This window comes from Alkalihalobacillus sp. FSL W8-0930 (assembly GCA_037965595.1).
Taxonomy (GTDB): domain Bacteria; phylum Bacillota; class Bacilli; order Bacillales; family Bacillaceae_D; genus Alkalicoccobacillus.
Genome location: CP150183.1, coordinates 1970694 through 1994869 on the forward strand (window position 1 = coordinate 1970694; position 24176 = coordinate 1994869).

Genomic DNA, 24176 nt, shown 5'->3' on the forward strand with positions numbered 1-24176 from the left:
TGGATGACTCTTTGTTTGTGCATTAAGCTCTTTCTATTTCTTTAATATCGTCTTCAGATAGATTCCCAAATTTATTACGAGCTAATTTCCCCCTGTAAACTTCTAGCATGTTTTTATAAGTCTCTAACATCGGGAAATGACTATTAAAAGAGTTCTCATTCTCCAAATTTTCCTCTATTTCTTTGAACCTACTTAGATCCCTAACATAGTAATCCGCGTAAATTAACATATCGTTTTCAGAAGCCTCGTTTCCATCAAAACCAGAAAACTTGACATCACTCTTTCCATTGTTCAATTTCTGGGATGAGAAAATTAAGTTTCTATACATATTTAAGATCTCAATTACTAAATCACATCTTTCCAAGGACATTTCCTCATGTAAGCTTGCATTCGGTGGTTCTGCATAATGCCTTGAATAACCCATTTCTAAAGCCTCTCTATAACGCGCCAAATCACCAGCGTTAGAAGGATCTAGCTTCTCCAAAATTAGATATTGATTTATTAATATTAACCTTTCCTGCTTGTTTAATTTCATAAATAACACCTCCGCTCCCTTTATTCGACAGCAAAATACGTTATCCTGCTTTTATAAGTTCCAAATATATTAATATTGAGACATTTAATCTCGAATTGTACTCTTACCTATAGCGGGCAACCGTACCACAAGAAAGCAGCCTTTTATACCGCGAAGGCAAAAAGGCTGCATGAAGTCTGTTCTTTTATTTTCTTTTTTGACCGCTCTAACTGGTTTTGAACCGACGTTTTTTTCACGTTCCTGTACTGAGCAATCTGCTCCATAGATAATTGCTGCACGTGATACATGAGAAATACATCTTTTTCGATCTCGGTTAATACTGACAAGGCATCCTCTATACGCAGCTTGTCCCCTTCAGATAACTCCTGAACTGGTTCTTCCTCCAACGGCTCAACCGTTCTTGCATAGTTCTCAAGAATGCTAGGATCCATATGATACGTCAATTCGTAAACCGATCTTCTATCAATGTCCCTCTTGGCCCCCGGCCTGCGTCCGTAATCTTTCAGTGTCCTCCAGTTGGCTGGTAGAACATTTATTCAATTATGATGTATTCTTTAATAACATCGAGCATATAATCAGCGGTCTTTGGGGTATAATTTGGAGATTGGCAAAATACAACGAAATCTGGCTTATCTTCTGCGCAGTAATCATCCCCTTCAGTATATTTAAAAGGTATTAATGGATCTTTTGTAGTGGGTAAGAGTGCTTCTGCTCGATCAATTATCTCCATAGAAGAATACTCTTTACCATAATGTTTGAATTCAAAAAAACCAGTATGTTCATTTAAATCTTTCGCATAGAGTACAAAGAAGTCTTCAAAATTAAAGTCAGGAGGGGTAATGAAATCAACTTCAGAGACCCATCCTAGTGCCAATAAGTAAGCGACGTAATTTGAGTATTTAACTTCAGAAAGTTTAAGATTATTTATTCTCTCTGCAATAGGATATTTAGTAAGATCTTGTGATATGTATACCCAACCAGAGTCGCCTAACCCTAAATCTGAATGACCATCAATATGAGTTAACCGAAATGGCTTAGCTAACTGACCCAGTTCTATTTTTTCTTTAAAGAGATGAAAGGCTTCGTCATGATGTTTAATTATTTTCCCTCGCGTAGGTTTCTCCTTTGATAAAAGACAATTCTCTTCGAGGAAATTTCTAAAATCTTTTTCTTCCCAAGGAGGATAATACTCATCATCAACCCTTTTTTCACCCGCTGGAATTGAATAAGGTATCTCTTTCAAAAAGAAATCCATATCAATGTCTAATACATTCCTCAAAACTCCTCACCCTCATCCCATCTAACACGCTTCACCTTGCCCTGGTGTGTAACCACTGTTGTATCCCCGTGAGGGGGGAGCTCAGTCATCCGAACTCTCCCGCCAGAGACAACGATAATGCAAGGCTTGTCTAGTTCTAAAGTATTTAATTCTATTTTACCAGATTGTAAATTTATCTCAACCTCTTTTAACCGCATGTACGTCCCTCCATCTTAATCTAGTTGTCATCCGTACTGCAGCTCCTGTTCAATTAATGCAATCTTACCTCTGCGCTCTAAAATACGATGGATGAAAAGTCTGCCAGATTGCGTCCATTGAGTATTCATAACGACCTCGTCACGACCATCTGAGCGCTGTATGTCAACAGTCCTAGACTTTGTATATCCTTTGTTATGGTATTTAGCATAAAGCAGCCATTGGCCCTTCTGTTTAAATTGAATACGCTCTTCTTTGAGTATTCTGTTCAGCTGCATAGCCGACATGCCATAATCCTTGGCTATCTGCGTTGTTGTAACAGTGGCTTTGGACTTGAGGATGTCATCAACATAATTAGCCTTTTCCTCATAGAGTGCTGCCCTCTGTTCAATCTCTCGCTTTTCCTCTTGTTCCTGGATCCAGCGCTTTGCTCTTTCAATAGGATCCTCAATCATATAGGACCCAACATTTGCTTGTTGCAGCTGGCCACGCATTCTATTAAACTCAGCAATGTATCTTTCTTTAAATGCAGCTGCCGCACTCCCGGTATATCCGAATACTAGGAAGGAGAACCCATCTTGCGTGATGAGGTATCTCTTATACGTGCGGCCTCTTTCATTTTCATAAGTTGACTCTCCAAAATTGGCGAGTGAGAATCCGGGACTGCATTCAAGGTTACGAATATCCCTCATAACCTTGTCATGCGATTTACCAAATGACTCTGCTATGGTCAAGCTGTCCGTAACCACTCGATTGCTTTCAATAAACACTAACTGAGTCATCTCAATTCCTCCTCTTTGTTTAGTACAACCTCCAATGTTTTATAAGCACCTCGCAGGGTAGAGAGTTCTAACAATAAACTGGAGGGTTAATCATGTATCGATTCGGTAAATGGGTAGACAACACGATACTTGCTTTAATAACCGCTGCTGTATTTGTTATAATGCCGTTAATCACGAACAGAGATATCAATTGGTACAGCGTAATTGGTGTGTTTATAGCAACAATAATTGTGTGGGTATTTATTGCGCCCAAGATGTATAGCAGACGATAATTTTACACTAAGGTGTAAGTCGGTTAAATATTAGATATAAACGATTATCCATATATGTCCACATTTATTGCATTTAGCGTGAAGTTTATCGTTATCCCCTTCAATTGAGCCATCATCTTGATCAATAAGCCTTGGTAAGGTTCCAACATCTGTGACATTACATTTGTCACAAGTATCTGCATCTATCGTCTACCTCTCCTATAAAAATCATTTTTTTGAAACTTGATCCGATTTAATCCGTATCACTTATTGAGGTGAAAATATGAAAATGAACACATATTACATAATCGCTATAATTATGCTTATAATCGGTGCACTAAATTATTTTATGGGTTCAAGTCCCGGTCTCTTTTGGATCTACCTAGCATTACCTGCTACCTTCTTCTTGCTCGGTGCTGATGAAGAAGAAAAAAAGAAAAAGAAGGAGGAGGAGGGCTAATACATTGCCCTCCTATACAGTCGTAGTCAACTGGCGTAAAAAGCCAACTTCTCTGGCCAGTACTATAATCTCGTCCATTTCGTGATCTGCATAACCCCATCCAGAAGCGAGAAGACCTCCGTAACCGTGTTTACCGTTCGTATGACCCCCGAGTAATATAAAGTCTTTGAAATCATGAACTAAGGCCCATAAAGTCCCTCCGCCCTGAAAGTTATAATCTCTTCGCAAATCATAAGGGTTCACATTAGTACCATCTGCATTTCTGAAATGAAGCCTTTTACGTTGACCACCTACTAAAATGAAATGAGCTACGTTGCCCTTCTTGTCTGAGAAGAACCCTCTGCCTCGTTCTCCAATGGCTTTAATAATTTTATTGATTGCTTCTAACCGTTGTTGCTTGTCCATCCATGTATCCTCCTCATAAAATAAGTCGCTTATAATACCTATATAATTCAACTGGTGTCATTGTGTAATCCTGTTGGGTGCCATCCCATGAATACTCGTAATGAATGTATCCATCAAGATCCTCATACTTTACGTAGATAAGCTCGTCCTCTGTTTTGCTTTCGAAAATACAGTCAAATTTTTTCTTACTTTGAATTTCATCATTCACCCTATAATTAGTTGCTTGGCATAGTCGAACTGGTCTCTCGTAACCACAATGTTTACTGGATCGTAGTATTTCAGCCAATTTTCTACATCGAAGCTTACAGCTGAATCTGACCCATATCGATCTCGAACATGTTTTTTCAGAGCCTCTGATCCCGCCCTCAAACTCTCTACATCAGATTGATCTGGAGGAGTTTGTAAATCAGGTCTCCACAACATGAATCCTGATTGTATGTTATCGAGGGAGATGTCCAAGTTTTCATCATTACAATCACCTTCATCCATTGAAGAAGCCAGATAACGGTCATCCCTACTTTTATTCTTAAACACAATCACTGGCACGTTTCTGTAATACTCATTAAGAGCCTGCAAAACATCTTTATATAGCTGAGATTCTTCGGAAAGATCTTTCTCCGATATCTCTCCTTCTTTATTTACAAAAAAAGAAGTGTCTAGCTGCAGCTTTCCATCGATTAAATCAAAACGGAAGAAAGTGTCCTTTAAATTGTTAATCTGAAGAATGCCCCACTCATCGATCTTCTCAGATTTTTCAATATTGGTAATTTTACATTTACTCAAATTTTACGCCTCCCTAATTCGTTTTGTACCGCGTCTATAATTGACTGCTGCCTTTGCACGTACTCCGGTTGATGAAACCCGCCAACAGCATGGCTTGAGATACGGCTTTCAGCATCATCCGCAATGATTTTTAATTGATCTTCTGTGTACGAAGATAGTTGGGACTTAATCCACTCACTCATTGGCTTTCTCCAGTAGGTGCGGATGCTGATGGACGTTACCAATCACTTCTCCACGTTCAGGCTCTGCTACATATTCATCCGAGCAACAACCGCATCCATCGTCCGTAGCAAATGGATGGAAACCCACTCTGTCTAAATCAAATTTCACGTGATAAACACGACCGAGAGAGTCTTTATAAATGTCATCTGAAAAAATCTCTTTTTCATTTTTATCGTGAACTCCGGATCCGTACATGAAGACTGGCTCATCACACTCAAAGTGCTCAAAACGAATGCTTAAGCTGTCATCCATAAGCTCTTCTTTCCCGTACATCATGCCATCTCCATACATTTCTTCACGATCTGGATCGAATGCTTTAATATTCATTTTTTAGCTCCTTATTTAGAATGGTGGCAAGTGTCTACCTAATGGGCTCTGGCTTACCTGAATTACTGTTGATCGACTTTCCATAAACTGATAAATATCACTATCTATCAATTGCCCGATTATCCATTCAACCTTTTGATTTTCGTTTAAACCAGATTTACCTTCATGCATATGAGGATGAATACCTTCCCCAGCTGCTAAAGCCTGCGCTTCTTTTAACTTACCTGGTTGCTCCGTGAGCTCTAACACCTTCTCCAAAAGATCAACCCTCTTCATGTTCAAACCTCACCTTGTCGGGATTATCTAAGGTTTCAAGAAGCAAGAGGACCACATCTGCTCTGTGATACCCTTTGCCGGCTAATAGCTTGCCGGTCATCATAATGAATTCTTTATCGCTTTTACTAATGTTCATATATTGCTTGGCCATATATCCTCCTAGAACAAACTCATTTGTTCCCAATCTTCTTCAGGAAAGGCATCCGGTTCAACTTCAGCTTCCTCATTTTTTGACTCAATAAGCTCATAATCTATGAAATAATATTTCTGAAAAGTACCTCGGCCAATTATGCATTCAGGATCATCGTATATATGGACTTGGGTACTTTGAGTTTTATGTTGTCTAACGTAATAGTGTTTTCCTTCTAAGTCCCGATGGCCCTTCATGCGCACCCACACAAGAAACGCTTTATAAACCGCACCCATTGTTAGATCAATTTTAATCCTGGGTGGTTCAGGCGGACGTTGAGGGGCTTCTTCCTCTATCACTTGGAAGAGGTATTTTTGATAACAACCAAAATGAGCTTTAGGATTATCGAATTTACATACATAGAAATGAGCGGGACCACTGGGGAAAAGGAAATACTCTTTACCCTGGGTTAAAGTAGTTGTCCCTCCTGGATCGATACAAAGTCCTTTCATGACTTATCACCTTCCAAAATGTCCTCATGCTCTTTCACTGCCTTTAAAAATAGCCGGCCAATGATCAAGAATAAAATCCACCCTACATACTTCATGACGATTCACTCTCCTGCAGCTGATCCACCACAGCAAGATAGTCTAATGACACGCGACCCCGATCCACTTCAAAAGCGTAAATATCAAAATCAGCTATAGGGATACTTTTATGGCCACCTTCTTTTGACTTGATGTAATAGTGATTTATAAAAGAAACCGGACAATAAAAGTATTTACGCACTTTGCTAAATTCAATAAAGACGAATGATACAGCACCGTGTTTTTCAGCATTGAGCAAGTACTTCATTTGATGATCTTTTAAAAGCTTTAAAGGAAAACGAGTTTCAATGGTACTTTTTGCTTCAAAAACGATTGATTTCCCCTTATATACGCCGTCATAATCAACCGTGGATTTCTCAGCAAAGAACGCACTAAGGATTTTAAATCCCTTTGCTTTCACAACTGTAACTGGGGTAGGGCGTTTGTTTATGAGTGCAATTTGTTGATTTGTGTATTGAGTGTTAATGATGTTCACCAGGTTTTCAAAAGCTTGACCTGTTTGCGATTTTAAGTGCTTAAAATGGGTCATTGGATACTTCCTCTCGTAGTAGTTGGTCAGAACGGTAGATCGTCATCTGAGATATTGATTGTTCCGCTGTCATTTGCAAATGGATCGTCACTATACCCTCTTCTGGTGTTGTTACTGGGTTGATTTGAATTTGTCGCAGGCGATTGTGATTCAGATCGAGAGCTTTTTGACTCTAAGTAAGAAATCCTCTCTGCAACAACCTCTGTAACATACACGCGTCTGCCCTCGTTATTATCGTAAGACCTGGTTTGAATTCTGCCGTTAACAGCGATAAGAGAACCTTTCCCCAAGTAATTAGCTGCATTTTCAGCTGGTTTCTTCCAGACGACACACTGCACAAAATCCGCTTCACGATCCCCTTGCTGATTTTGGAAAGGACGATTGATGGCCAATGTAAAAGTAGCGACAGCTACACCGCTTGGCGTATACTTCAACTCCGGATCTCTAGTTAAACGACCAACCAACGACACTGAATTCATCATGATGTACTCACCTGCTCACGTATGTAATTAGTGGCCTGCGAGAAGCTGTTACAAAGCTCATCTGTGCCATTGACCTTCGCAATAAAACTAGCTCCCAACGGAATGATAAAACCTGCTTCCTTGTCATTTACAAGTACAATAACGCCAGTGGACGTATGATTTACCTGGATCATCAGATCGCCTCTTTTCTTGTTAGTTCATCCATGAAGTTCCCATCACTCAACCAGGCTTTACGATCTTGCTCTTGCTGCAGTAAATCGATTAAATCCGGCTCTTCTTGCTGTTTCTTTAAACATTCAGGACCATATCCAATGATCTGACTACGTCTGGACCTAAGAGGATGATTGCACCTTAAGCATTTGTAATGCAGCGTTCCTTCGTCATCCACAACACCTTTGACAAGTAGATCATCAGCTGACTGAAATTGATCCACCATGATTCCGGCAGCTGCTAGGATGGCTTGTACTAGAGCATAGCTTGCTGTTGGACCTTCGCCGGTTCCCAGCTGATCTGCTCCAATTCTCTGATAAGGTTCGACAATTGCTTGGTGTAAAAAGCCTGGCTTAAATTCTAGTCGAACCTCTCCCATATTTTCTGCTGCTTCAATCGCTTGGTTAAGATCCTCTACAGGGTTGAACTGAGCCATTCGGCTTACTGATTCACCGTTCTTCCTAAACCAACTCACAGCTGAAGTACTTCCGGTCTTTGTGACGTTTGTCCAACCATGAATCTTCGTTGCAATAAGTGCATTAATCAGTTGTTTTTGTTTGAAATCCACGATCTCATTCCTTTCTTAGTGGCTATATTGGCGGTTTTCCTTACTCTTTCTAAGCTCTTCCAACATGTTTTCAAATGCCTTTTTGTTATCGTCAGGTGACATTGGCGAGGATTGCCTTTGGTTTGTTTTATCTTGCTTATCTTCTCTAAACCATTTAGGCATTTCGTCCTTGCGCTCATTGGCTTTTCTTGGTTCTGCATTCTTACTTGCTAAACCGGCCATTTTCTCAAACTTCGCATCCAATTCGCGTGGAGTCATAATCGTCGTACTCCAAAAGTGATTGTTTCGAGCAGCTGTCATGACTTCCCTTATCCGCTCTGGTGATTTGCCCTTATCAAGTATCTTTTGCATATCTGCAGCCCAGGCGTTCATGTTGGGCTCTGAGTGATCCGGTACGATCCGTTTAACACCCTCCAGAAACTCTTGCGCTAGCTCCATAGCTTCTCGTCCTGTAGTTGAGCTCTCTTGATGATGTCGATCTAGTATGTAGCCCACGCAGTAGGAAAGTGAATTGATTCGAGCACTTCCGTGTTTTGGCTTGTATGTGTCGAAGCATTCCTGCATATATTGCTTAATTTTAAGCAAGCTCATATTTGCTTTAACAATTTCATCTGCAGCTTTTGAATCAACAGGTGACGTTTGAAGACCATGAGCACGTAATCGAATGAATTCATTCAAGATTTCTTGTTTCATAGATTCAAAGGAATAAGAATTTGAAGTAGCAGCTTTTACTTCTTCTTTTTCTTTTTTCTCTTTGTAATTTATGTTTTTATTTATATTGTTTATAATGGAGTGTTCATTTTCGGCACGATTTGATTCAAAAACGGCACGCTTTGTACCATTTTCGGCACGATTTGAATTTTCACGCGTGCCATTTTCGGCACGATCCGGTTCATTTTCGGCACACTTTGCTTCTACAACCGTGCCATTTTCGGCACGATCTGAAACGTTTCTGGCACGATTGGGATCGGGATCTTTCCACTTTTTCGAACGTTTCACATTAAAAATGCTACCTCTTGTTGTTGTTTGCATCGTGATGTAATCCGCCTCTAAAAGTGCCTCGCATTGTCTTCGAACAGTTGATTTTGAAAGTCCAAGTTCTTCTCCAATATGGTCATAAGAAACAGGACGACCATACAGAACCCTGCCCGACCTCTCACCGTCATGCTCAGGTTCGTCAGTTATGCGGTGTAGTAGCCACAAATACGTCCATATGGCCTTACCTATGCGCTCTCGGTGTTCTTGTGTCAGTAGCCCTGAAAACACTCTGAAATAAGTGTCGGACATCCATAGACCCCCTTACTTTTTAATCTTCAGCCATCTTGCATACCACATAAGGTCGGGAGCCTGCTTTGACAGGCTCTAACCTCACAAGCTCTAGCTTAGGATGGTATTTCTTTAAAAACGACACCACGTAGCTTCTATAAAGCTCTGCACGATTCTCCGAGTCTTTACAAAAAGAGTAATAACAAGTTGGGATAGCAACCCTTTGATTACTCATTTGGTCCCTCTGGTGGCGGCTCAGCGTTATGTTCATAATTAATGAAAGGATCATCTGTTACTGTATTTTGCGGTGTTTCCTCGTTTTTCTTGGCTAATTCAGCACGCAAATGCTTTTCAACTTTTTTGATATCAGCTAAGTTCCAATTGCGTGGATTAGCGTCAATTGCTAGGTCAAACAAAACAATGGAATGCATCTTCCCTTCATCTAACCCCAACTGCTCTTTCAATTGTTTTATAGCTTGGGATGCTTGTTTCCACTCTTCATCAACAACTTTTTGATCATTCTTTTGATCGTTTTGTTGCGGATCGATAGCGGAATCCTTGTGAGGATGGTTATCAGAAAGTCTTTTAAGGTTCGGATCATCGTAATCCAACGAATACTCACGTGGCATCTCTTCTTCTGTCACTAAACCGCTGATGTTAAATAGACGTTTTAAAACAATGACCTCAGCAACCTTGGTAATCATCCTTGAAGGATAGTTGTCCCATACGGGGTTTTTACCTACCGCTTTTCTATATTCAGCAAAGTCCACTACAGCGACGGCAGGCTCTTTACCCTTTTTCTTGCAAATGGCCCATGCCCCGGTAATTAGTCCTCTTTCTGATGAAATTTCATGCTGGATCTCTTTTGTCATTGGATTGAATGAGAATTTATCTTTCAGGCGTATTTCACAGCTGTTTAGTTCTAGAAATTCGGGATCCTTTTGTGCAATTTTTGTATATCCATCTCTACTGGCCATTATGATTGGATCAATACCTGAATAATCAATCTCCCCGTTAGCCAACCTTGGAAAATCCCACTTACCCTTACTAAGTTCAACTTTCTTTGGTCGTTTTATGAACCAAATTTCTTTAGCGAGCGGGTCCAGTTGATAACGATGTGATAGATGTAAGAACATCTCTAATTCTGCATTGGATGCCCCTTTTGCAACTGTTTTACGGATATTTTCAACTTGGTCTTGCGAGAAATTAAGTAGGCCTCCTGTTGTTTGAGATAATTCTTTTTGTTCTCCAGGGTTAGCCGTAGTTTCTTTTGATTCTTTTGTTTCTGTCGTTTCTTCTGCCAATTTAAGGACCTCCTGTTAACGTATTTGCAATCTTGATCAGGAAAGCCTATACTATTAGTAGTTATAAGTCGTATAGGCATTACCCCAAGAGTCCTCAGACCGCTATCTGATGGGCTCTTTTTTCTTTGTGCATGATAAAGAAAATACGCTCAGCTTCAATCGGAGTGATATCAAGCTGAAATGCCACCTGAGTGCACCCCTTATCGATTCCTAACACAGCAACGTGATTGTAAAGGTAAAATGTTTCACCTTTCCCCAGTACCTTGTGACGACCTCCTGGCGTTAAGCAATTCATCCTTTTGGTCCCTCCATTTCCTGTTCGTTGAATTGATCTAAAATGACTAAGCAAGCATCCTGTAACTCCTGATCAGTTGTCTGATTAATATGCGATAACTGCAACATTGCTAATGAGAGCGACAGTACTTTTGCTGTTTTACGATTCTTAGATAGCTCTCTCATCGTTTACCTCCTGTATAAGAAAGATCATCTAAAAGCGACTCAAGAATGTTGCTAGCTTCTTCCACTTTCTTTTCTTTTGGACCGCCTTTAAGCAGTTCAACAACGTCCTGTACAGTCGATTTCGTTTCGCTTATTGAAACAACGCGTCCTAAAGTAACTGGTTGCATAAGAACAACTCCTTTTTAATTTTCAAAGAACTGGTGCAGCTGCACCGTGAGACTCACAACAGGGGGATTATGAGCCTCACGGCAAAGCTGAGCTTGCCGTCTTAACCATTATTTGCTATGATCAAGTTATCCAAATGAAGAATTACCTCGCGAAAGCATGAACTGTTCCAGCAGTTTGTGCTTTTTTTAATGGAGAATTCTTCTGTTGAAACCTATAAAATCTGATAAACACTTTTAACGAGAGATTGTATAATTCTTTTCTTTGCAAGTCGTGTACATTTGGTCCATACATTGATAAATTGATATTCGCCACTCGGTTTAAACAAGTGTAAATTTGCTTCATTCCACTACCATCTAATTCAACTGCTTGAAGATCCCTCTTCACCTTCTCGTAGTCCAAGTCGAACTGACGCTTGTCCCATCCTTTTAATTCGTGAGATCGGTTATCCATTGCATCCAGGATGATCTTCATTTCTCTTTCGTTCATTGCTTTAAGTGCTCTAGACTTCATTTACACTCACTCCTTATTAAATTAGTGCTGTTAGAAACGCTCCAGCCAAAACAATAATTGCAGCGACAACAATAAATCTGTTTACAAATTGTTCATGCCTCTTTTCACTACGATTCTTTACTTCTGTTAGCTTGTTTGACTTTTCCAAATTTCGTCCTCCTCTTACGGAATTAAAGACTTTGAATGCGATTATGATGAAATTCAGTTAGCTTAATCTCTTCGTAGGCTGATACAGAAGCAATTACCACCTTGTCTGCTAAGGCTTCCTGAATCCAACTTCCTCTTAATCTCTGTCTATCTAACTCCCAATTTATAGACATGCTTTGCAAAGTGGATTCGGTCGCTTGTTTCATATCAAGGATTTCCTCAGCATGCTTGTACATTTCACTTGTGAAGCGTTCGCTTGCCGGTTCCCCTGGACGTATCTGAGTACCCATAATGAGTAGATCCTTTGCTGAATCAATGGCTTGTTGCGCTTGTCTCATAAAGTTAACAAGTTGATCAGTTACCGATTCAAGCAAACGTGGATCAGTTGCCGGAAGGTCTAACCCGTAAATATGCTTTATCTTTGCCTTTGCCGTGTAATCCTCGCATATATCACACCACTCTAATGCCATTTCAAAGGGTATCTGCGATTGCCCATCCTCAAATCGAGTTAAGCGAGGAAGCGATATGCCAAGAGAATCCGCCATAAACTGTTTGGTACGGCGTTCGTCTTTATGCGCTCGCTCTCTCGCAATTTTTAAGATGGTTCCTATCGCTGAGGGTGAGTACAACCGGTTTTTTTGCAAAGTGTTCGTCATTATGTTCGCCTCCGAATATTCAGTTTTTGAATGTACAATGAGTCTAAGCAAGTACAATTGTTCTCAAGGGCAAAATTAAGCCCTTTTCTGTGAACCGTTGTTTTTTAATTGCTCCCTATTTTTTTGAATAAGCCTAGGAACAGAAGTCTTAAGAAAAAACTTTGCTAATTCACGAAGTGCTTTTTCAGATGGTTCCTTGCGGATAGTCTCTTCATCTTTCAAATCATCACCCCTTTCTTTTACAGGTGTATGTGATATGGACGGTGGGACGGTCCTAGAATTTTTATTTAATGGTCATCACCTCTTTCATTCAGATATTTGATAACTACTGGTTAACTCCTTAGGCAAAAAAATATCATCAGGTTTCATATTGAAAATTGCAGCAATTGAAACGGCTAAATCGTAATATAAACGCCTCTCGCCATTCTCAATCTGCCAGTAATAAGGTTTACTCACACCTAACTGATCAGCCATTTCTTGTAGAGTCATACGGTTATTTAGCCTAACTTCCTTTAATCGTTCTCTCAAAATATTCACCTACTCTCTTGCTGTTAACTTGTTGTTAACCTGAGTATAAGTTAACTAATAGGTAACTGTCAATATAAAAATTCCTATTTAGTTAACTTTATTTACGTTAGCTGTTAGTTAACTTATACTTAGTACATATATTGATTTAGATAGGAGCAAGCCTAATGGCATTAGCACCCGATAGACTTAAAAAATTAAGAAAAGAACGCAAGTTATCTCAAGAAGCTCTAGGCAATCATATTAACGTCACAAAAGTCTCTATATCAGGTTATGAACGCGGGGAAAGAACTCCAGATGTTGATACACTAAATAAATTAGCTGATTTTTTCGGGGTTACAACCGACTACCTACTTGGAAGAGTGGAAGAACCAGATGATATAATGAATGTTGCCTACAGCAGAGGTGGTCATAATTTCACTAAAGAAGAAAAAGAAGAACTTGATTCAATCCTTGAAAACGAAGTTGAGAAATTCTTAAGGTTAAGAAAACAATTCTTAAGAAGTAAAGATGATAATAAATAATAGATCCGACAATTTATTTAATCGGATCTATATTTTTAAGTTATAGATAGGTATTTAGTATTAATATTCTTATATATAAAGGGATTAAGGGAGGGATAATTTCTTGATTTTTCAAAGAAGATTCATGATTTCTGTCATTGTATTAGTTTTATTATCAGTACTGAACACAAACCTTGTCCATGCTAATACGCTATCCAATAGCTATTTCAATGATGCTTTGGATGAAGATATCCAGAAAAGAACAAATGAAATTAATGAACAATGGGAAATCTTTTGGACTAAAAATCTAAAATCATACATACGACAAGATATTAAAAAGAAAGAAGTAAGAGAAAAATTAGATGAACTTGAAGAGTATTTATTAGAGGAGATTGAATCAATTAAGGCTGAAGATATCCCTGAAGAATTAGATAGAAAAGACAAACGTAGTATTAAAAAAATTCACAAAGCTGAACTAAAAAACTACAGAAATCTCTTGAAACAAACTCGAAAGGTTGATAAAGATATCAAGAGAGATAAATTTGTTGATTCGGAACAATACGATAAAAAGTTAAAAACTTCTCAAAAAAATGAAGAGCGTATTAACAAAGAAATTGAAAAAATTAACTCTAAAAATGATGTTAGTATAAAAACAATCTCTTTTAATCTATCAGATGAAATAGATAAAGAAACTGTTTTAAATGAATTAGAAGAAGAAATAAAGTTAGAGAAAGAAGCACAAGAAAAAGCTGCTGCACTTGCTGAAGAAGAGCGAAATGCTCAGGGAGAGGAAAACAGTAAGGAGCTAATTGAGGCATCATCCACCGATACTAATCAAAAAGAAATTGAATTTCAAAATTGGGTTAACGATTTGATCGTAACAGGAGAAGGTCTTATTGTTGATGTTAAGCCTTTTATGCCTGATGACTGGTCAAATACAGATATTTATTTGAGTTCAGAGTATTTCTTGTTAACGCCTGAACAACAAAAGTATCTGGCAGAAACTATAGGACCCACTGTAAAAAATCAAGTTTTAGCTGCAAACTTAGAGTCTTACACAAGTATTAGATTCCGATACTATGAAGACAACAGAGTCTTAGCTGAAGAAAAATTTTGGGGTAGTGGCTACAACATGAAATAAAGAAAGCCTACGGGCTTTTCTTTTCACCAAATAACCGAACGTATATTCCCTGTCAGGAGTGAAACAGCATGAGATTTTCAGCTCATACATTCAGAGATAAAGAGGTCAGCAAATTATTAAGCAACAAAGGTATTAATTCAGTCAATGATCTATCGACTGATCACCTCAGTACCCTCTTAGACACAATGGTTATTTATGAGCCAAGCGCTTCCCATGTAAGGTCCGTTGAAGACTTCACTCTAATCACACTAGACAGCCGTCTAAATAGGCTAGAACAAAGACGCGAATTCTTTCATGAGCTTACTCACGCCCTTTTCCATCCAGGGGATCAACAACATATGTCCCCTGAACTTTCACGCTTCCAGGAAGAACAGGCGAATTACTTAATGCTCTATTTAGCAATGCCCCTTCATTTATTCGAACCAGTCCTATTAAAATACCAATCGCTTGTAAGTTTACAAGAAATGTTCGATCTACCCCAGGATATGATCAGTTCAAGGATTGAATCATTACGACGTGAACGCTCGAGATCATCATATCAGACTAAGCTTCAACGTATTGAGTGGCAATATAGGAAAAAGAGTCTCCGACCTGGAGAGATACACGGCGGCACCGTTCAGATTCTTCAGCAATTAAAGAATCAGGTTGGCGAGGAAAGGATGAGTTCAGATGTTACGCGTTTATTATGAGGAGTTAGATGGCGCATTACTCCCTCAAAAGGTTTTAGTTAGACCAGGAATTGAATATGGAACATCAAAACATGATGTATTTACCCCATTCGAAAGATTTTACGATGATGAATTCCATGACGACCTGAAAATCATTACTATTACACAGGCTGCACTAACTCGAGATATTTTTAATGCAACAACCATCAGTGTTGACTTAGACCAAGTAAAAAAAGATTTGTATGCTTACAGTATTCATCCTAATCAACTATTGGAAGCCGATTATTTTCTAATGTTAATGTCAGATATAGAAGAAGTCCTTCAGATGACTTTACATCAATTTTTCAAAGCAGAGGTGTAAATAATGAAATGCGCGATTTATACAAGGGTTTCAACTGAAGAGCAAGCAAAAGATGGTTTTTCAATTAGAGCTCAGAAAGAAAGATTAGACATGTTTGCACAATCGCAAGACTGGGATATCTACGACTACTATATAGATGAAGGACGTTCAGCTAAAGATACTGATCGAGAAGAACTCCAACGAATGCTGAATGATATTGCTGAGAATAAAATTGAAGTTGTTCTTGTTTACAAGTTAGATAGATTAACAAGGTCTGTAATGGACCTCTATAAATTACTTGAAAGATTCGAAGCACATGGCTGCATGTTCAAATCAGCCACTGAGGTATTTGATACCACCACCCCGACAGGAAGACTTTTTATCACACTTGTAGCTGCTGTTGCTCAATGGGAAAGAGAAAACCTTGGCGAGCGCGTTAAATTTGGGATGGAACAAATGGTTGAGGAAGGAAGATGGCCAGGTGGCCCTACTCCATTTGGATTCAGATTAAACGACGAAGAAAAGTTAGTTATTGATGAAGCAGAAGCGGAAGTATATAGATATATGTATGAACTTTATGAAACATTTCACGGCGATGTGAAAATATCGAATATATTGAATCATGATTTACAAGCCAAAACCAGAAAAGGCAACGATTTTAGTTCTAAGACGGTCAGGGATATTATGAAGAACCCTATAGCATACGGAGCTTTAAGATGGGCAGGTAAAATAAATGAAAATTTTGCTCCTGCTATTGTACCAAAAGAAAGATATGAAAATGCTATGAACTTAAGACAGACTAGAAATAATCATCACCCTCAAAATGTGGCATCTGATTATATATTTACTGGTGTCATAAAATGTGCAAGGTGTGGAGCTCCATTAAAAGGAACACTTAGAAACATTGGAGGAACAAAATATCGATACGTAATATGCACTAACCAACGTGAAAAAAAGTGTGATCTCCCCTTAATTCGTGAATTAAGCATTGAGCTTTATTTCTTAAATGAAATTCAGAATCAACTTAAAAAATTTCATCAGATTGCTTTTGAAGTTGGAAATGAACCTGATCAAGCTGCATTAAAAACAAAAACACATATTGATCAATTAGAAAAACAACTCAAAACAATAAGAGACCGAAGAAAGAAATGGCAAGTTGCCTATGCTAACGATGTTATCGATCTAATAGAGTTAAGAGAACATACCACCAGTGATCGCAAACGACAAGAAGAGTTAGAGAAAGAAATATCTGAACTAATCGTAGATAACCCTCAAAATACTTCTGAAGAGATTGTTAGAGCATTAACTGATTTTCTTGGTAATTGGGATTTATTAGAACCGATTGAAAAAAAACATAGTTTGATGCTTTTCCTAAAAAGATTTGATATTGATTGTGATGATGGGGCTAGGCTGAATTATAAGAAAAGGAAGCTATACCTTTCAAACTTTCAGTACAACTAGCACTTTTTTGTACCTTACACTACATGAGCTGTTCCTTTGGTCGGAGCAATCCTTATTCCGGTTGCTGTAAGAGCTGGACTTCCTCCAGTGGCTACTGGGGTAGCGATAGCGATTGCCGGGCAAGGAATGGCGTTATCTTCTGATTATATGATAAAGATTGCACCTATGCTAACTGCAACGGCTGCCAATGTTGAGGTCTCTGCTGTGGCTGATAAGGCGCTCATCTTATCGCTTATTACTGGAATCACGGCTCTCGGTCTTGCGTATTTCCGGATTCGCAAGTTGATTCAGTTACCATCTTCTGCACATTTAGAGGCTTGGAACGCGACTACTAGTGAGCCATCAGCTCCTGTCCCGCGGGCTCAATCACCTCGTGATAAGACATCTAGTCTGTTCTTTGCGATTGCTGTTCCTCTAACCTTTTTAGCAATTATGATTTATATGCTGTATGCCACGTTTACTGATGGAGTAACGCTTGAAGGTGGTGCTGGAGCGGCTTTAATTGGAGGCGTAGCTGTTCTACTTATGATTGCAGCAACGGTTGTTTATAACTGGCGCCAGTCCTTAAATCAAGTGAGTGATCATCTTGTTGAAGGGTTTGTCTTTGCGTTTCGCGCGATGGGTCCTGTCATTCCAATCGCTGGCTTTTTCTTTTTAGGGAGCGGTGAAATATCGGCAAAAATTTTTGCATTAGAGGAAGGGTTACAGGCCCCCTCCTTTCTCTTTCAATTAGTTGAAGCCGGGCAGCAATTCATTCCTGAGAGTCCAATATTCGCTGGGTTTGGCTTGTTACTTGTCGGAATGATTACGGGGTTAGATGGATCTGGTTTTTCTGGATTACCACTTGTTGGAGCCCTATCTGGTGCTCTGGCGCCTTCTGTTGGTGTTAATGCCGCTACGCTTGGTGCGATTGGACAAATGGGCGCCGTTTGGGTTGGAGGCGGAACGTTAATTGCCTGGTCGTCTATTGTGGCTGTTGCGGGGTTTGCAAGGGTATCTGTTGTTGAGCTCGTCAGGCAGTGTTTTATCCCTGTTATGTCCGGTTTAATTCTTTCAACCATTGTAGCGATTCTATTCTTCTAACGTACAGAGGCCCTTTGCCATTAACGACAAAGGGCCTCCTACATCATTTCTAGTTATCTTTCTTGTCTTCCGTGTCTTTTTCTTTCTTACGGTCTACTGTACCGTCCTCAAGACTTTTATCAAATAAATCTTTTGTTTCTTCTTCACCAGATTTGTTTTCGTTTTTTTCTTTATCGCTCATTCCTACACTTCCTTTCTCTCTATACCATACTATACCCGGCATATATAGAAGTTAATCATCTGCCTCTGCCAGGAATGCATGAACCCGATCAATTGGTATCGCAAGCCCCACTGAGTCTTGATCACTTGAGAACCCTGGAATGGTTTTTGCATAGATCACACCTACAACTTTTCCAGATTCTGAAATCACCGGACTTCCACTATGCCCTTGGAAGATACTAGCATCAATTTGAATGGCATCATACTGTTCTTCATGTTCTGTAATATGTCCTGTAATGGCTATGTGATCATAAAGAAGTGGATTACCAATGATATAGACGGATTGTTGATCACTCGTTCCTTCAACACTTAAAGGCAACGTTTCATGAGATTGATCGGATTCAATCGTAAGTAAAGCAAGATCCAAGTCCTCGTCTTCATGCACGATATCTGCTTGGTACTTCTCACCATCCACCGTTGTGACAATCAGAGGTCCCTCCCCTTCAGCCACATGATGATTGGTTAAAATTTGACCATCATCACCATAGAAAAAGCCCGTTCCCTTTGACCCGGTCCTTTGAACATGAACGATGCTTTCTTTGTACGTTTGAATATCCGGTTGTGTAGAAAGCTCTTCGGATTGATCCATCAATCCTCTCCCATCCGCCCCGTAATACTCCAGTAAGAATGCACCCGCATTACCAAGTAAAATAAGAGCAAGAAAAACAGCAGCTAGCTTCACCCACCATCTTGAAGGCTTTTTTCGTTCAGGTTCATTTGGCAAAAAATCTTCGGGTTCTGGCTCCCCTTCCATGATTTCATCTTCACGGCGGTCATCCTTCATAAAACTCACCTCCTGCAAAAAAAGACCTGAATCACTCAGGCCTCATCTTCTTTCGTATCCTCTTTTTGTGCTAGCTTTGTTAGTTCTGCAAGTAAGATATGCTGTGGCATATGCACTAAGTGTTCAACAGGGACCTTTAAATGCGCCGCCAGTTTTACTGCACTCTCCGGGGAAAGCTGTAATGGTCTCATGAGGTGTGACCTCCTTTTTCGGCAAAGTCTAAATCGCGCAACACGCGTTTAACAGAACTCGCTGTCTTTATAGATTGTAAGCCTTGTCGATTAAACTGGATGGATTTCATCGCCAGGTCTGGTCTCATACCACAAACAATCAATTCCGTTCCAATTAGCGTTAATACATCACGTAAACTATAAATGCCATCAACCACTTCATCATCAAAGGTTTGTAAGCCTGATACATCTAAAACCAATGTCTCGATTTTTTCGTTTACAGTCTCCGTTGTGATTTGACTAAACATTTCCGTGAACCGTTCTCCATCTACTTGACCAATAAGTGGTAGTACAGCTAACCCATCTAGTAATGGTACAATTGGTGTAGAAATCGAACGAATTTGTTCAAGTGATTGCTTATATTCATTTTCGGTTAATTTGTGATCAGAAATATCCTTCTGAATTCCAACAAAATAATGCTTATCTTCTTTTTCCAAATAAACAGGATCAATCGTTAATTCGTTCCAAAAAGGTTGTCCATTCTTTTTATAATTTAAGATTTCAATTGTAATTGATTTCTTATTCTTTATCGCTTCACGTAAAAGGCGGACAGCGTCTGGATCTGTATCCTTACCTTGTAGGAACCGGCAATTGGTGTTTAGTGTCTCTTCAACTGTATAACCGGTCATCGATGTGAACCCCTTGCTCACATAGATAATTTCATTATCAGGCATATCCGGATCTGTTACAAGAATTCCTACTCTCGTATAATCTAGAATTTTCACTAATAATTCTGCTTGTTCAATGATCGCCTTCAACTAGCAACCCTCCATTTTGATAAGAATGCCCTCTCTCTATATAGTTAAAAAAGTCGCGTTCATTGCCTGTATCATATGTTTGAAATATAATAAGATACATTCTATTGTAACTTTATTTCATTAGTAGGGTCAATTTATAAATTTATTTCACTTGGAGGATAACAATCGAATGAAACCTATACATGTAGAAGATGTACAAAAACGTATTCAAGCGTTCTCGAATCAAACTGTTTACGTGCACTTAGAAACAACGAATGGAGCCTATGCGACGCATAACAATGCCGATTTCTTTTCTGCGAGTGCATACATCCGTAATGCAAAAGTTCACGTAGAGCATGGCAAAATTCTTGGAGATGGGCCTTATCGAGTTGGTCTTAAGATCGATATAGGCTGGGTTTATGCAGAAGGAATTACGCATTACGAGGACGAGCAAGAAGGTCGCTTACTTCTAGCTGGTCACGGAGCCGAAGGAAAACTTGCTGTTGCGTTACAAATTAGTGAAACCCCATTTGAATAATTAGGTAGGAGATGAATGTCATGAAACAAGAATCACACGTACTCGTAATTTTCCCACATCCCGATGATGAGGCATTCGGTGTCTCGGGCACAATCTCAGCTCACCGTGCAGCTGGAACTCCCGTCACATATGCTTGTCTTACACTTGGAGAAATGGGGCGCAACTTAGGCAATCCCCCATTTGCAACTCGAGAATCACTCCCGGGCATCCGTAAAAATGAACTACTTCAAGCGGCTAAAGCAATGGATATTCAAGATTTGCGTATGATGGGCTTTAGAGACAAAACGATTGAATTTGAAGACGATGAGAAAATGAAACAGCTTGTTCTTGATTTAGTGGAGGAATTAAATCCTTCTCTCGTGATTACATTTTATCCGGGATACTCTGTGCATCCAGATCACGAAGCAACTGGTCGCGCAGTCGTTTCAGCACTCTCTGACCTACCTAAAGAAACCCGTCCTACCTTGTATTGCCTCGCATTTTCAAACGGTCACGAGGACGAGGTTGGAGCACCTGATGTAATCCATGATGTAAGTGATTTTGCTGAACAGAAAAAGGATGCCATGCGCGCTCACCTCTCACAAACGGTTTGGATGCTTGCAGACATGGAACCGAAATGGGATGCAGGAAATCCTGAAGCATTAGCTTGGTTACACCGTGAACGCTTTTGGACGTATTCATTTAACGATTAATAATAGAGGTGCATGATATATGATGCAAGAACGCTCGTTACTTTTAATAGACGGCTTTAACTTACTCAGTCGTGGCTATTTTGCCACTGCTTATGGAAAAGAAGAACAAGATCTTCCTAAAACAGAAGATGGCCTTTACACAAATGGGCTCAGAGTCTTTTGGCAGAAGCTTTTTCAGCTTGTAACAAAACATCAAATTACCCACCTTGCTGTTGCTTGGGATGTGAAACGCGAGGATTCCATTCGTCGCAAGAACTTTCCAGACTACAAGGCGACTCGTGGTGAACTACCTTCTCCACTTATTCAGCAGTATGAAACGTGTTTAACTTTAATTGAAGCTCTAGGTATTAAAGAATTAACAACTCCCCCTTATGAAGCCGATGACGCCATTGGAGCCATCGCTGGATTATGGGAGCTTGAAGAAACGGGACCATGCTACATTTATAGCAATGATAAAGATCTTCTTCAGCTTTTGAGTCCACAGACTTCACAAATTATTGCAAGCAAAAAAGGGGAAGAAACGTATACGATACAGCATTTTCGCGATGAGTATGGTATTGAGCCGGTTCAATGGCCTGATGTAAAAGCTCTACTAGGAGATAAAAGCGATAATATCCCTGGTTGTGCTGGTATCGGACCTAAAACGGGCTTGCCATTAATCCAACGTTACGGAACAATCGAAGGAATCTATGAAAATATTGAAAACCTTGATCCCGAATTCGCGCGTTGCTTAAAAAAGCTGCATAATGGCAAAGAAGCCACTCACGTAAGTAAGGAGCTGGCAACAATTATTTGTGAAATTGAAAGCTTGGTTGGGACAAATTTTGAGGAATATGAATTAAATGTTGATGCAGAAACGGTTGCATCCACTCTTAAGCCTTTTTCTATACGAACTAGCTTTCAGCAGCCTCTCTTTTAATGAGGCTGCTTTTCTTTTAGAGGTTCAAGCTTTTTGAAGGGTTCGAAGATGAATAACTGACTAAGTATAAGAGCAAGTACCAAATAGCTAATAAAAAAGCTTCTAATAAAATTAAAATTAATCATCATAAAAATCATACACAATACAAAGAAAAGATATTGAATGAGTAATACCTTAAATCCTACCTGTTGCTCCGTTTTACACGATGGGCAAATCAGTCTCCGATTTGCAATCCCTTTAAAATATACTTTCCGATGCGGAACCAAAGCATGACAACGTACACATTTAAGATTCGATTTGGCCATAACTCTCTCTACCACTTTCTGGTTTTTTCTTCTATTATACCAGAATACTTGATTTCATAGTATTCGCCTTTTATAATAGTAAACTTGTGAGTAGAATGCGGTAAAGGAGTGATTGCGTGCCTACAGAACACCTGACGAAAGAGGCAGCCTATGAATGGCCTGAGCAATCAATCAGTGATGAAGAATTTGAACTGATTCGAATGCAACAGAACTTAAAAGAAATTGCCAAAGATCATAAGGTGCTCGGGATAGAGCAGACAAAGGAAGAAAAATGGGTGATTGTATCTCAAATCGATGACGGTCATACATGCCAAATTATGATTAACACGTGTACCTCGTCCTACCCAGGGCACTGGGAATTTGCCATTCAAGCAGAATATTATAATTCCTTTAATCTTCATATTGATGACATTAAAGGGGAAGAAAACCGTGGGTTTGGTAGCATTTGTATGAATTATTTAAAGGAACACGCCAGCCGTCAAAACATCCAGAAAATCACAGGAGATTTAGTGAAACGTGATTGGGATCATCGAGATAGACTCATCCATTTTTATGAAAAACATGATTTTGAAGTGGAGATTGATGAAGAGAATCTGAATGGTTCCATTGTAACAAATTTATGAATACTATTCAGTTAAAAGCTATGTGTATGCAAGTCATACGTGTAGCTTTTTTATGTATGGTGCTTTTTCCGGTCTGCAAACCAATTTACTATAAATACGAGAAGCCCCAATGGCAAGGTGAACAATAATGCCATTATGCTAAATGGATAAGCCCAAAATAATCCATTAAATTGAGTGTTCTTACTCGAAACATAATGATACACATCAACTGCTAGTGTCATTAAAATGATTGGTAAGATTGTCAGAATGATCGTATATATCGTTGTTTTTGTAAAACCTTTTAAAAATGAAATCAGCATAATAAACCTCTTTTAAACCTTATTAAACGTTTGTTTCTCCTTACCATTGTACATTCTTACTAACCAAATTAAAGTACTTTCCCATTCGCTCCCTTCATACAATTCATTAAGGAGGCTCATTATTATGTCCAAAATCCCTTTTAGTGAAGAGTATTTGCAAAGTCAGCTTTCAAAATTAAATGAATTAAATAGGTTATCGGTGCAAGTGAAAAATGTTTCAAGCAATAAGGAGTTCGAACATCTCAGCCTAGCGCTTGATAGCGTCTATGCAAGCTACGGGCAATTAATCGATACGCTGCTTCAACATAAGCGAAACCGTGTATACACATCTGATGCTAACACGTATATTAAAGAACAACTCGACTACTCAGCAAGTCAGTTAAATCGATACTGTGATCAGATCGAGACGCCTAATTAGGGGTCTTTTTTCTTGGAATTAAACGATCCATGCCGTCGCAAACATACCAATTAATACTAAGCATCCAGCCACCAACATCCACTTCTCATCCGTCGCAATACGCATCATCGAACCTCTCCTTGTCCATTTGTTTACTTCC

44 protein-coding genes are annotated in these 24176 nt (G+C 39.3%); 12 read left to right on the forward strand and 32 right to left on the reverse strand.

All coding sequences use genetic code 11. The features are described 5' to 3' along the window. Positions 1-22 precede the first annotated feature (22 nt). The 5 genes from NSQ54_10470 to NSQ54_10490 all read right to left on the reverse strand — a co-directional run bounded on the left by NSQ54_10470 (position 23) and on the right by NSQ54_10490 (position 2791). On the reverse strand, positions 23-535 hold the full coding sequence (locus NSQ54_10470) for a YfbU family protein (protein ID WYP24761.1): 513 nt from the start codon (positions 533-535) through the stop codon (positions 23-25). 143 nt (positions 536-678) lie between these two features. Next, positions 679-966, reverse strand: a complete 288-nt coding sequence (locus NSQ54_10475; protein ID WYP24762.1) for a sigma factor-like helix-turn-helix DNA-binding protein — start codon at positions 964-966, stop codon at positions 679-681. Between the two features lie 101 nt (positions 967-1067). Next, positions 1068-1814: a UPF0489 family protein gene (locus tag NSQ54_10480; protein ID WYP24763.1), complete on the reverse strand. Its 747-nt coding sequence runs from the start codon at positions 1812-1814 to the stop codon at positions 1068-1070. Continuing rightward, positions 1811-2011, reverse strand: coding sequence for an XtrA/YqaO family protein (locus tag NSQ54_10485; protein WYP24764.1), 201 nt, complete (start codon positions 2009-2011; stop codon positions 1811-1813). Before NSQ54_10485 ends, NSQ54_10480 begins: the two co-directional genes overlap by 4 nt. Before the next feature lie 27 nt (positions 2012-2038). Then, the gene (locus NSQ54_10490; protein WYP24765.1) at positions 2039-2791 is read right to left on the reverse strand and encodes a phage regulatory protein/antirepressor Ant; all 753 of its coding nucleotides are present in this window, start codon (positions 2789-2791) and stop codon (positions 2039-2041) included. Positions 2792-3325: 534 nt separating this feature from the next. Between NSQ54_10490 and NSQ54_10495 the strand changes: the two genes are divergently transcribed. Then, complete coding sequence (locus NSQ54_10495; protein ID WYP24766.1) at positions 3326-3502, forward strand: hypothetical protein; 177 nt, start codon at positions 3326-3328, stop codon at positions 3500-3502. A 12-nt stretch (positions 3503-3514) separates the two neighbouring features. On the opposite strand, the gene NSQ54_10500 is transcribed toward NSQ54_10495, so the two are convergent. The 22 genes from NSQ54_10500 to NSQ54_10605 all read right to left on the reverse strand — a co-directional run bounded on the left by NSQ54_10500 (position 3515) and on the right by NSQ54_10605 (position 13089). Continuing rightward, positions 3515-3907: a hypothetical protein gene (locus tag NSQ54_10500; protein WYP24767.1), complete on the reverse strand. Its 393-nt coding sequence runs from the start codon at positions 3905-3907 to the stop codon at positions 3515-3517. Positions 3908-3920: 13 nt separating this feature from the next. Then, positions 3921-4115: a hypothetical protein gene (locus NSQ54_10505; GenBank protein ID WYP24768.1), complete on the reverse strand. Its 195-nt coding sequence runs from the start codon at positions 4113-4115 to the stop codon at positions 3921-3923. Next, on the reverse strand, positions 4112-4690 hold the full coding sequence (locus tag NSQ54_10510) for a hypothetical protein (GenBank protein ID WYP24769.1): 579 nt from the start codon (positions 4688-4690) through the stop codon (positions 4112-4114). The genes NSQ54_10505 and NSQ54_10510 overlap by 4 nt, the downstream gene beginning before the upstream one ends. Further along, complete coding sequence (locus tag NSQ54_10515) at positions 4687-4872, reverse strand: hypothetical protein (GenBank protein WYP24770.1); 186 nt, start codon at positions 4870-4872, stop codon at positions 4687-4689. Before NSQ54_10515 ends, NSQ54_10510 begins: the two co-directional genes overlap by 4 nt. Next, positions 4865-5239, reverse strand: coding sequence for a YopX family protein (locus NSQ54_10520; GenBank protein WYP24771.1), 375 nt, complete (start codon positions 5237-5239; stop codon positions 4865-4867). Before NSQ54_10520 ends, NSQ54_10515 begins: the two co-directional genes overlap by 8 nt. Before the next feature lie 15 nt (positions 5240-5254). After that, positions 5255-5497, reverse strand: a complete 243-nt coding sequence (locus NSQ54_10525) for a hypothetical protein (protein ID WYP24772.1) — start codon at positions 5495-5497, stop codon at positions 5255-5257. 4 nt (positions 5498-5501) lie between these two features. Beyond that, complete coding sequence (locus tag NSQ54_10530) at positions 5502-5666, reverse strand: hypothetical protein (GenBank protein ID WYP24773.1); 165 nt, start codon at positions 5664-5666, stop codon at positions 5502-5504. A gap of 8 nt (positions 5667-5674) precedes the next feature. After that, positions 5675-6157, reverse strand: a complete 483-nt coding sequence (locus tag NSQ54_10535) for a hypothetical protein (GenBank protein WYP24774.1) — start codon at positions 6155-6157, stop codon at positions 5675-5677. A 91-nt stretch (positions 6158-6248) separates the two neighbouring features. Then, positions 6249-6782, reverse strand: coding sequence for a Holliday junction resolvase RecU (locus tag NSQ54_10540; protein WYP24775.1), 534 nt, complete (start codon positions 6780-6782; stop codon positions 6249-6251). Positions 6783-6808: 26 nt separating this feature from the next. Continuing rightward, positions 6809-7264, reverse strand: a complete 456-nt coding sequence (ssb, locus tag NSQ54_10545) for a single-stranded DNA-binding protein (protein ID WYP24776.1) — start codon at positions 7262-7264, stop codon at positions 6809-6811. Beyond that, a complete protein-coding gene (locus tag NSQ54_10550) occupies positions 7261-7437 on the reverse strand; it encodes a hypothetical protein (protein WYP24777.1) in 177 nt (58 codons plus the stop codon). Before NSQ54_10550 ends, ssb begins: the two co-directional genes overlap by 4 nt. Continuing rightward, positions 7437-8042 (reverse strand): DUF6011 domain-containing protein, encoded by a 606-nt coding sequence (locus NSQ54_10555; GenBank protein WYP24778.1) that lies wholly within the window; start codon positions 8040-8042, stop codon positions 7437-7439. The genes NSQ54_10550 and NSQ54_10555 overlap by 1 nt, the downstream gene beginning before the upstream one ends. A gap of 15 nt (positions 8043-8057) precedes the next feature. Then, positions 8058-9329: a hypothetical protein gene (locus NSQ54_10560; protein ID WYP24779.1), complete on the reverse strand. Its 1272-nt coding sequence runs from the start codon at positions 9327-9329 to the stop codon at positions 8058-8060. A 206-nt stretch (positions 9330-9535) separates the two neighbouring features. After that, on the reverse strand, positions 9536-10612 hold the full coding sequence (locus NSQ54_10565; protein WYP24780.1) for a RecT family recombinase: 1077 nt from the start codon (positions 10610-10612) through the stop codon (positions 9536-9538). Between the two features lie 94 nt (positions 10613-10706). Next, on the reverse strand, positions 10707-10907 hold the full coding sequence (locus NSQ54_10570) for a hypothetical protein (GenBank protein ID WYP24781.1): 201 nt from the start codon (positions 10905-10907) through the stop codon (positions 10707-10709). Further along, a complete protein-coding gene (locus NSQ54_10575; GenBank protein ID WYP24782.1) occupies positions 10904-11071 on the reverse strand; it encodes a hypothetical protein in 168 nt (55 codons plus the stop codon). Before NSQ54_10575 ends, NSQ54_10570 begins: the two co-directional genes overlap by 4 nt. Continuing rightward, positions 11068-11238, reverse strand: coding sequence for a hypothetical protein (locus tag NSQ54_10580; protein WYP24783.1), 171 nt, complete (start codon positions 11236-11238; stop codon positions 11068-11070). The genes NSQ54_10575 and NSQ54_10580 overlap by 4 nt, the downstream gene beginning before the upstream one ends. 142 nt (positions 11239-11380) lie before the next feature. Then, positions 11381-11749: a hypothetical protein gene (locus NSQ54_10585; protein ID WYP24784.1), complete on the reverse strand. Its 369-nt coding sequence runs from the start codon at positions 11747-11749 to the stop codon at positions 11381-11383. Between the two features lie 16 nt (positions 11750-11765). Beyond that, positions 11766-11897 (reverse strand): hypothetical protein, encoded by a 132-nt coding sequence (locus NSQ54_10590; GenBank protein WYP24785.1) that lies wholly within the window; start codon positions 11895-11897, stop codon positions 11766-11768. A gap of 22 nt (positions 11898-11919) precedes the next feature. Beyond that, the gene (locus NSQ54_10595; protein WYP24786.1) at positions 11920-12552 is read right to left on the reverse strand and encodes a sporulation sigma factor-processing peptidase; all 633 of its coding nucleotides are present in this window, start codon (positions 12550-12552) and stop codon (positions 11920-11922) included. A 75-nt stretch (positions 12553-12627) separates the two neighbouring features. Further along, the gene (locus NSQ54_10600) at positions 12628-12774 is read right to left on the reverse strand and encodes a hypothetical protein (protein ID WYP24787.1); all 147 of its coding nucleotides are present in this window, start codon (positions 12772-12774) and stop codon (positions 12628-12630) included. Positions 12775-12858: 84 nt separating this feature from the next. Continuing rightward, positions 12859-13089 (reverse strand): helix-turn-helix transcriptional regulator, encoded by a 231-nt coding sequence (locus tag NSQ54_10605; protein ID WYP24788.1) that lies wholly within the window; start codon positions 13087-13089, stop codon positions 12859-12861. 155 nt (positions 13090-13244) lie between these two features. On the opposite strand from NSQ54_10605, the gene NSQ54_10610 reads away from it, so the two are divergent. The 6 genes from NSQ54_10610 to NSQ54_10635 all read left to right on the forward strand — a co-directional run bounded on the left by NSQ54_10610 (position 13245) and on the right by NSQ54_10635 (position 18273). Then, complete coding sequence (locus tag NSQ54_10610; protein WYP24789.1) at positions 13245-13601, forward strand: helix-turn-helix transcriptional regulator; 357 nt, start codon at positions 13245-13247, stop codon at positions 13599-13601. Positions 13602-13704: 103 nt separating this feature from the next. Continuing rightward, on the forward strand, positions 13705-14721 hold the full coding sequence (locus NSQ54_10615; protein ID WYP24790.1) for a hypothetical protein: 1017 nt from the start codon (positions 13705-13707) through the stop codon (positions 14719-14721). Positions 14722-14789: 68 nt separating this feature from the next. After that, a complete protein-coding gene (locus NSQ54_10620; protein ID WYP24791.1) occupies positions 14790-15410 on the forward strand; it encodes an ImmA/IrrE family metallo-endopeptidase in 621 nt (206 codons plus the stop codon). Next, positions 15391-15750, forward strand: coding sequence for a hypothetical protein (locus tag NSQ54_10625; protein ID WYP24792.1), 360 nt, complete (start codon positions 15391-15393; stop codon positions 15748-15750). The genes NSQ54_10620 and NSQ54_10625 overlap by 20 nt, the downstream gene beginning before the upstream one ends. Positions 15751-15753: 3 nt before the next feature. Then, a complete protein-coding gene (locus NSQ54_10630) occupies positions 15754-17190 on the forward strand; it encodes a recombinase family protein (protein WYP24793.1) in 1437 nt (478 codons plus the stop codon). A gap of 36 nt (positions 17191-17226) precedes the next feature. Further along, positions 17227-18273 carry a hypothetical protein gene (locus NSQ54_10635; GenBank protein WYP24794.1) on the forward strand — a complete coding sequence of 349 codons (1047 nt, stop codon included), beginning with the start codon at positions 17227-17229 and terminating at the stop codon, positions 18271-18273. A 49-nt stretch (positions 18274-18322) separates the two neighbouring features. Here the strand turns inward: NSQ54_10635 and NSQ54_10640 are convergent, their stop codons facing one another. From NSQ54_10640 to NSQ54_10655, 4 genes are read right to left on the reverse strand one after another with little or no spacing between them, the layout of a single operon-like run. Next, complete coding sequence (locus tag NSQ54_10640) at positions 18323-18454, reverse strand: hypothetical protein (GenBank protein ID WYP24795.1); 132 nt, start codon at positions 18452-18454, stop codon at positions 18323-18325. Positions 18455-18505: 51 nt separating this feature from the next. Then, entirely contained in the window at positions 18506-19276 is a 771-nt protein-coding gene (locus NSQ54_10645) for a trypsin-like peptidase domain-containing protein (protein WYP24796.1), read from the reverse strand. Positions 19277-19311: 35 nt separating this feature from the next. Further along, positions 19312-19467: a YycC family protein gene (locus tag NSQ54_10650; GenBank protein ID WYP24797.1), complete on the reverse strand. Its 156-nt coding sequence runs from the start codon at positions 19465-19467 to the stop codon at positions 19312-19314. Further along, complete coding sequence (locus tag NSQ54_10655) at positions 19464-20264, reverse strand: PAS domain-containing protein (protein ID WYP24798.1); 801 nt, start codon at positions 20262-20264, stop codon at positions 19464-19466. Before NSQ54_10655 ends, NSQ54_10650 begins: the two co-directional genes overlap by 4 nt. A gap of 169 nt (positions 20265-20433) precedes the next feature. On the opposite strand from NSQ54_10655, the gene NSQ54_10660 reads away from it, so the two are divergent. The 4 genes from NSQ54_10660 to NSQ54_10675 all read left to right on the forward strand — a co-directional run bounded on the left by NSQ54_10660 (position 20434) and on the right by NSQ54_10675 (position 23320). Beyond that, the gene (locus NSQ54_10660) at positions 20434-20781 is read left to right on the forward strand and encodes a YojF family protein (GenBank protein ID WYP24799.1); all 348 of its coding nucleotides are present in this window, start codon (positions 20434-20436) and stop codon (positions 20779-20781) included. Positions 20782-20801: 20 nt separating this feature from the next. Further along, on the forward strand, positions 20802-21473 hold the full coding sequence (bshB2, locus tag NSQ54_10665) for a bacillithiol biosynthesis deacetylase BshB2 (protein ID WYP24800.1): 672 nt from the start codon (positions 20802-20804) through the stop codon (positions 21471-21473). A gap of 19 nt (positions 21474-21492) precedes the next feature. Then, positions 21493-22392, forward strand: coding sequence for a 5'-3' exonuclease (locus NSQ54_10670; protein ID WYP24801.1), 900 nt, complete (start codon positions 21493-21495; stop codon positions 22390-22392). A gap of 421 nt (positions 22393-22813) precedes the next feature. Next, entirely contained in the window at positions 22814-23320 is a 507-nt protein-coding gene (locus NSQ54_10675; GenBank protein ID WYP24802.1) for a hypothetical protein, read from the forward strand. 50 nt (positions 23321-23370) lie between these two features. On the opposite strand, the gene NSQ54_10680 is transcribed toward NSQ54_10675, so the two are convergent. Continuing rightward, entirely contained in the window at positions 23371-23619 is a 249-nt protein-coding gene (locus NSQ54_10680) for a hypothetical protein (protein WYP24803.1), read from the reverse strand. Positions 23620-23743: 124 nt separating this feature from the next. Between NSQ54_10680 and NSQ54_10685 the strand changes: the two genes are divergently transcribed. Beyond that, a complete protein-coding gene (locus NSQ54_10685; GenBank protein ID WYP24804.1) occupies positions 23744-24037 on the forward strand; it encodes a hypothetical protein in 294 nt (97 codons plus the stop codon). Positions 24038-24176: the final 139 nt, after the last annotated feature.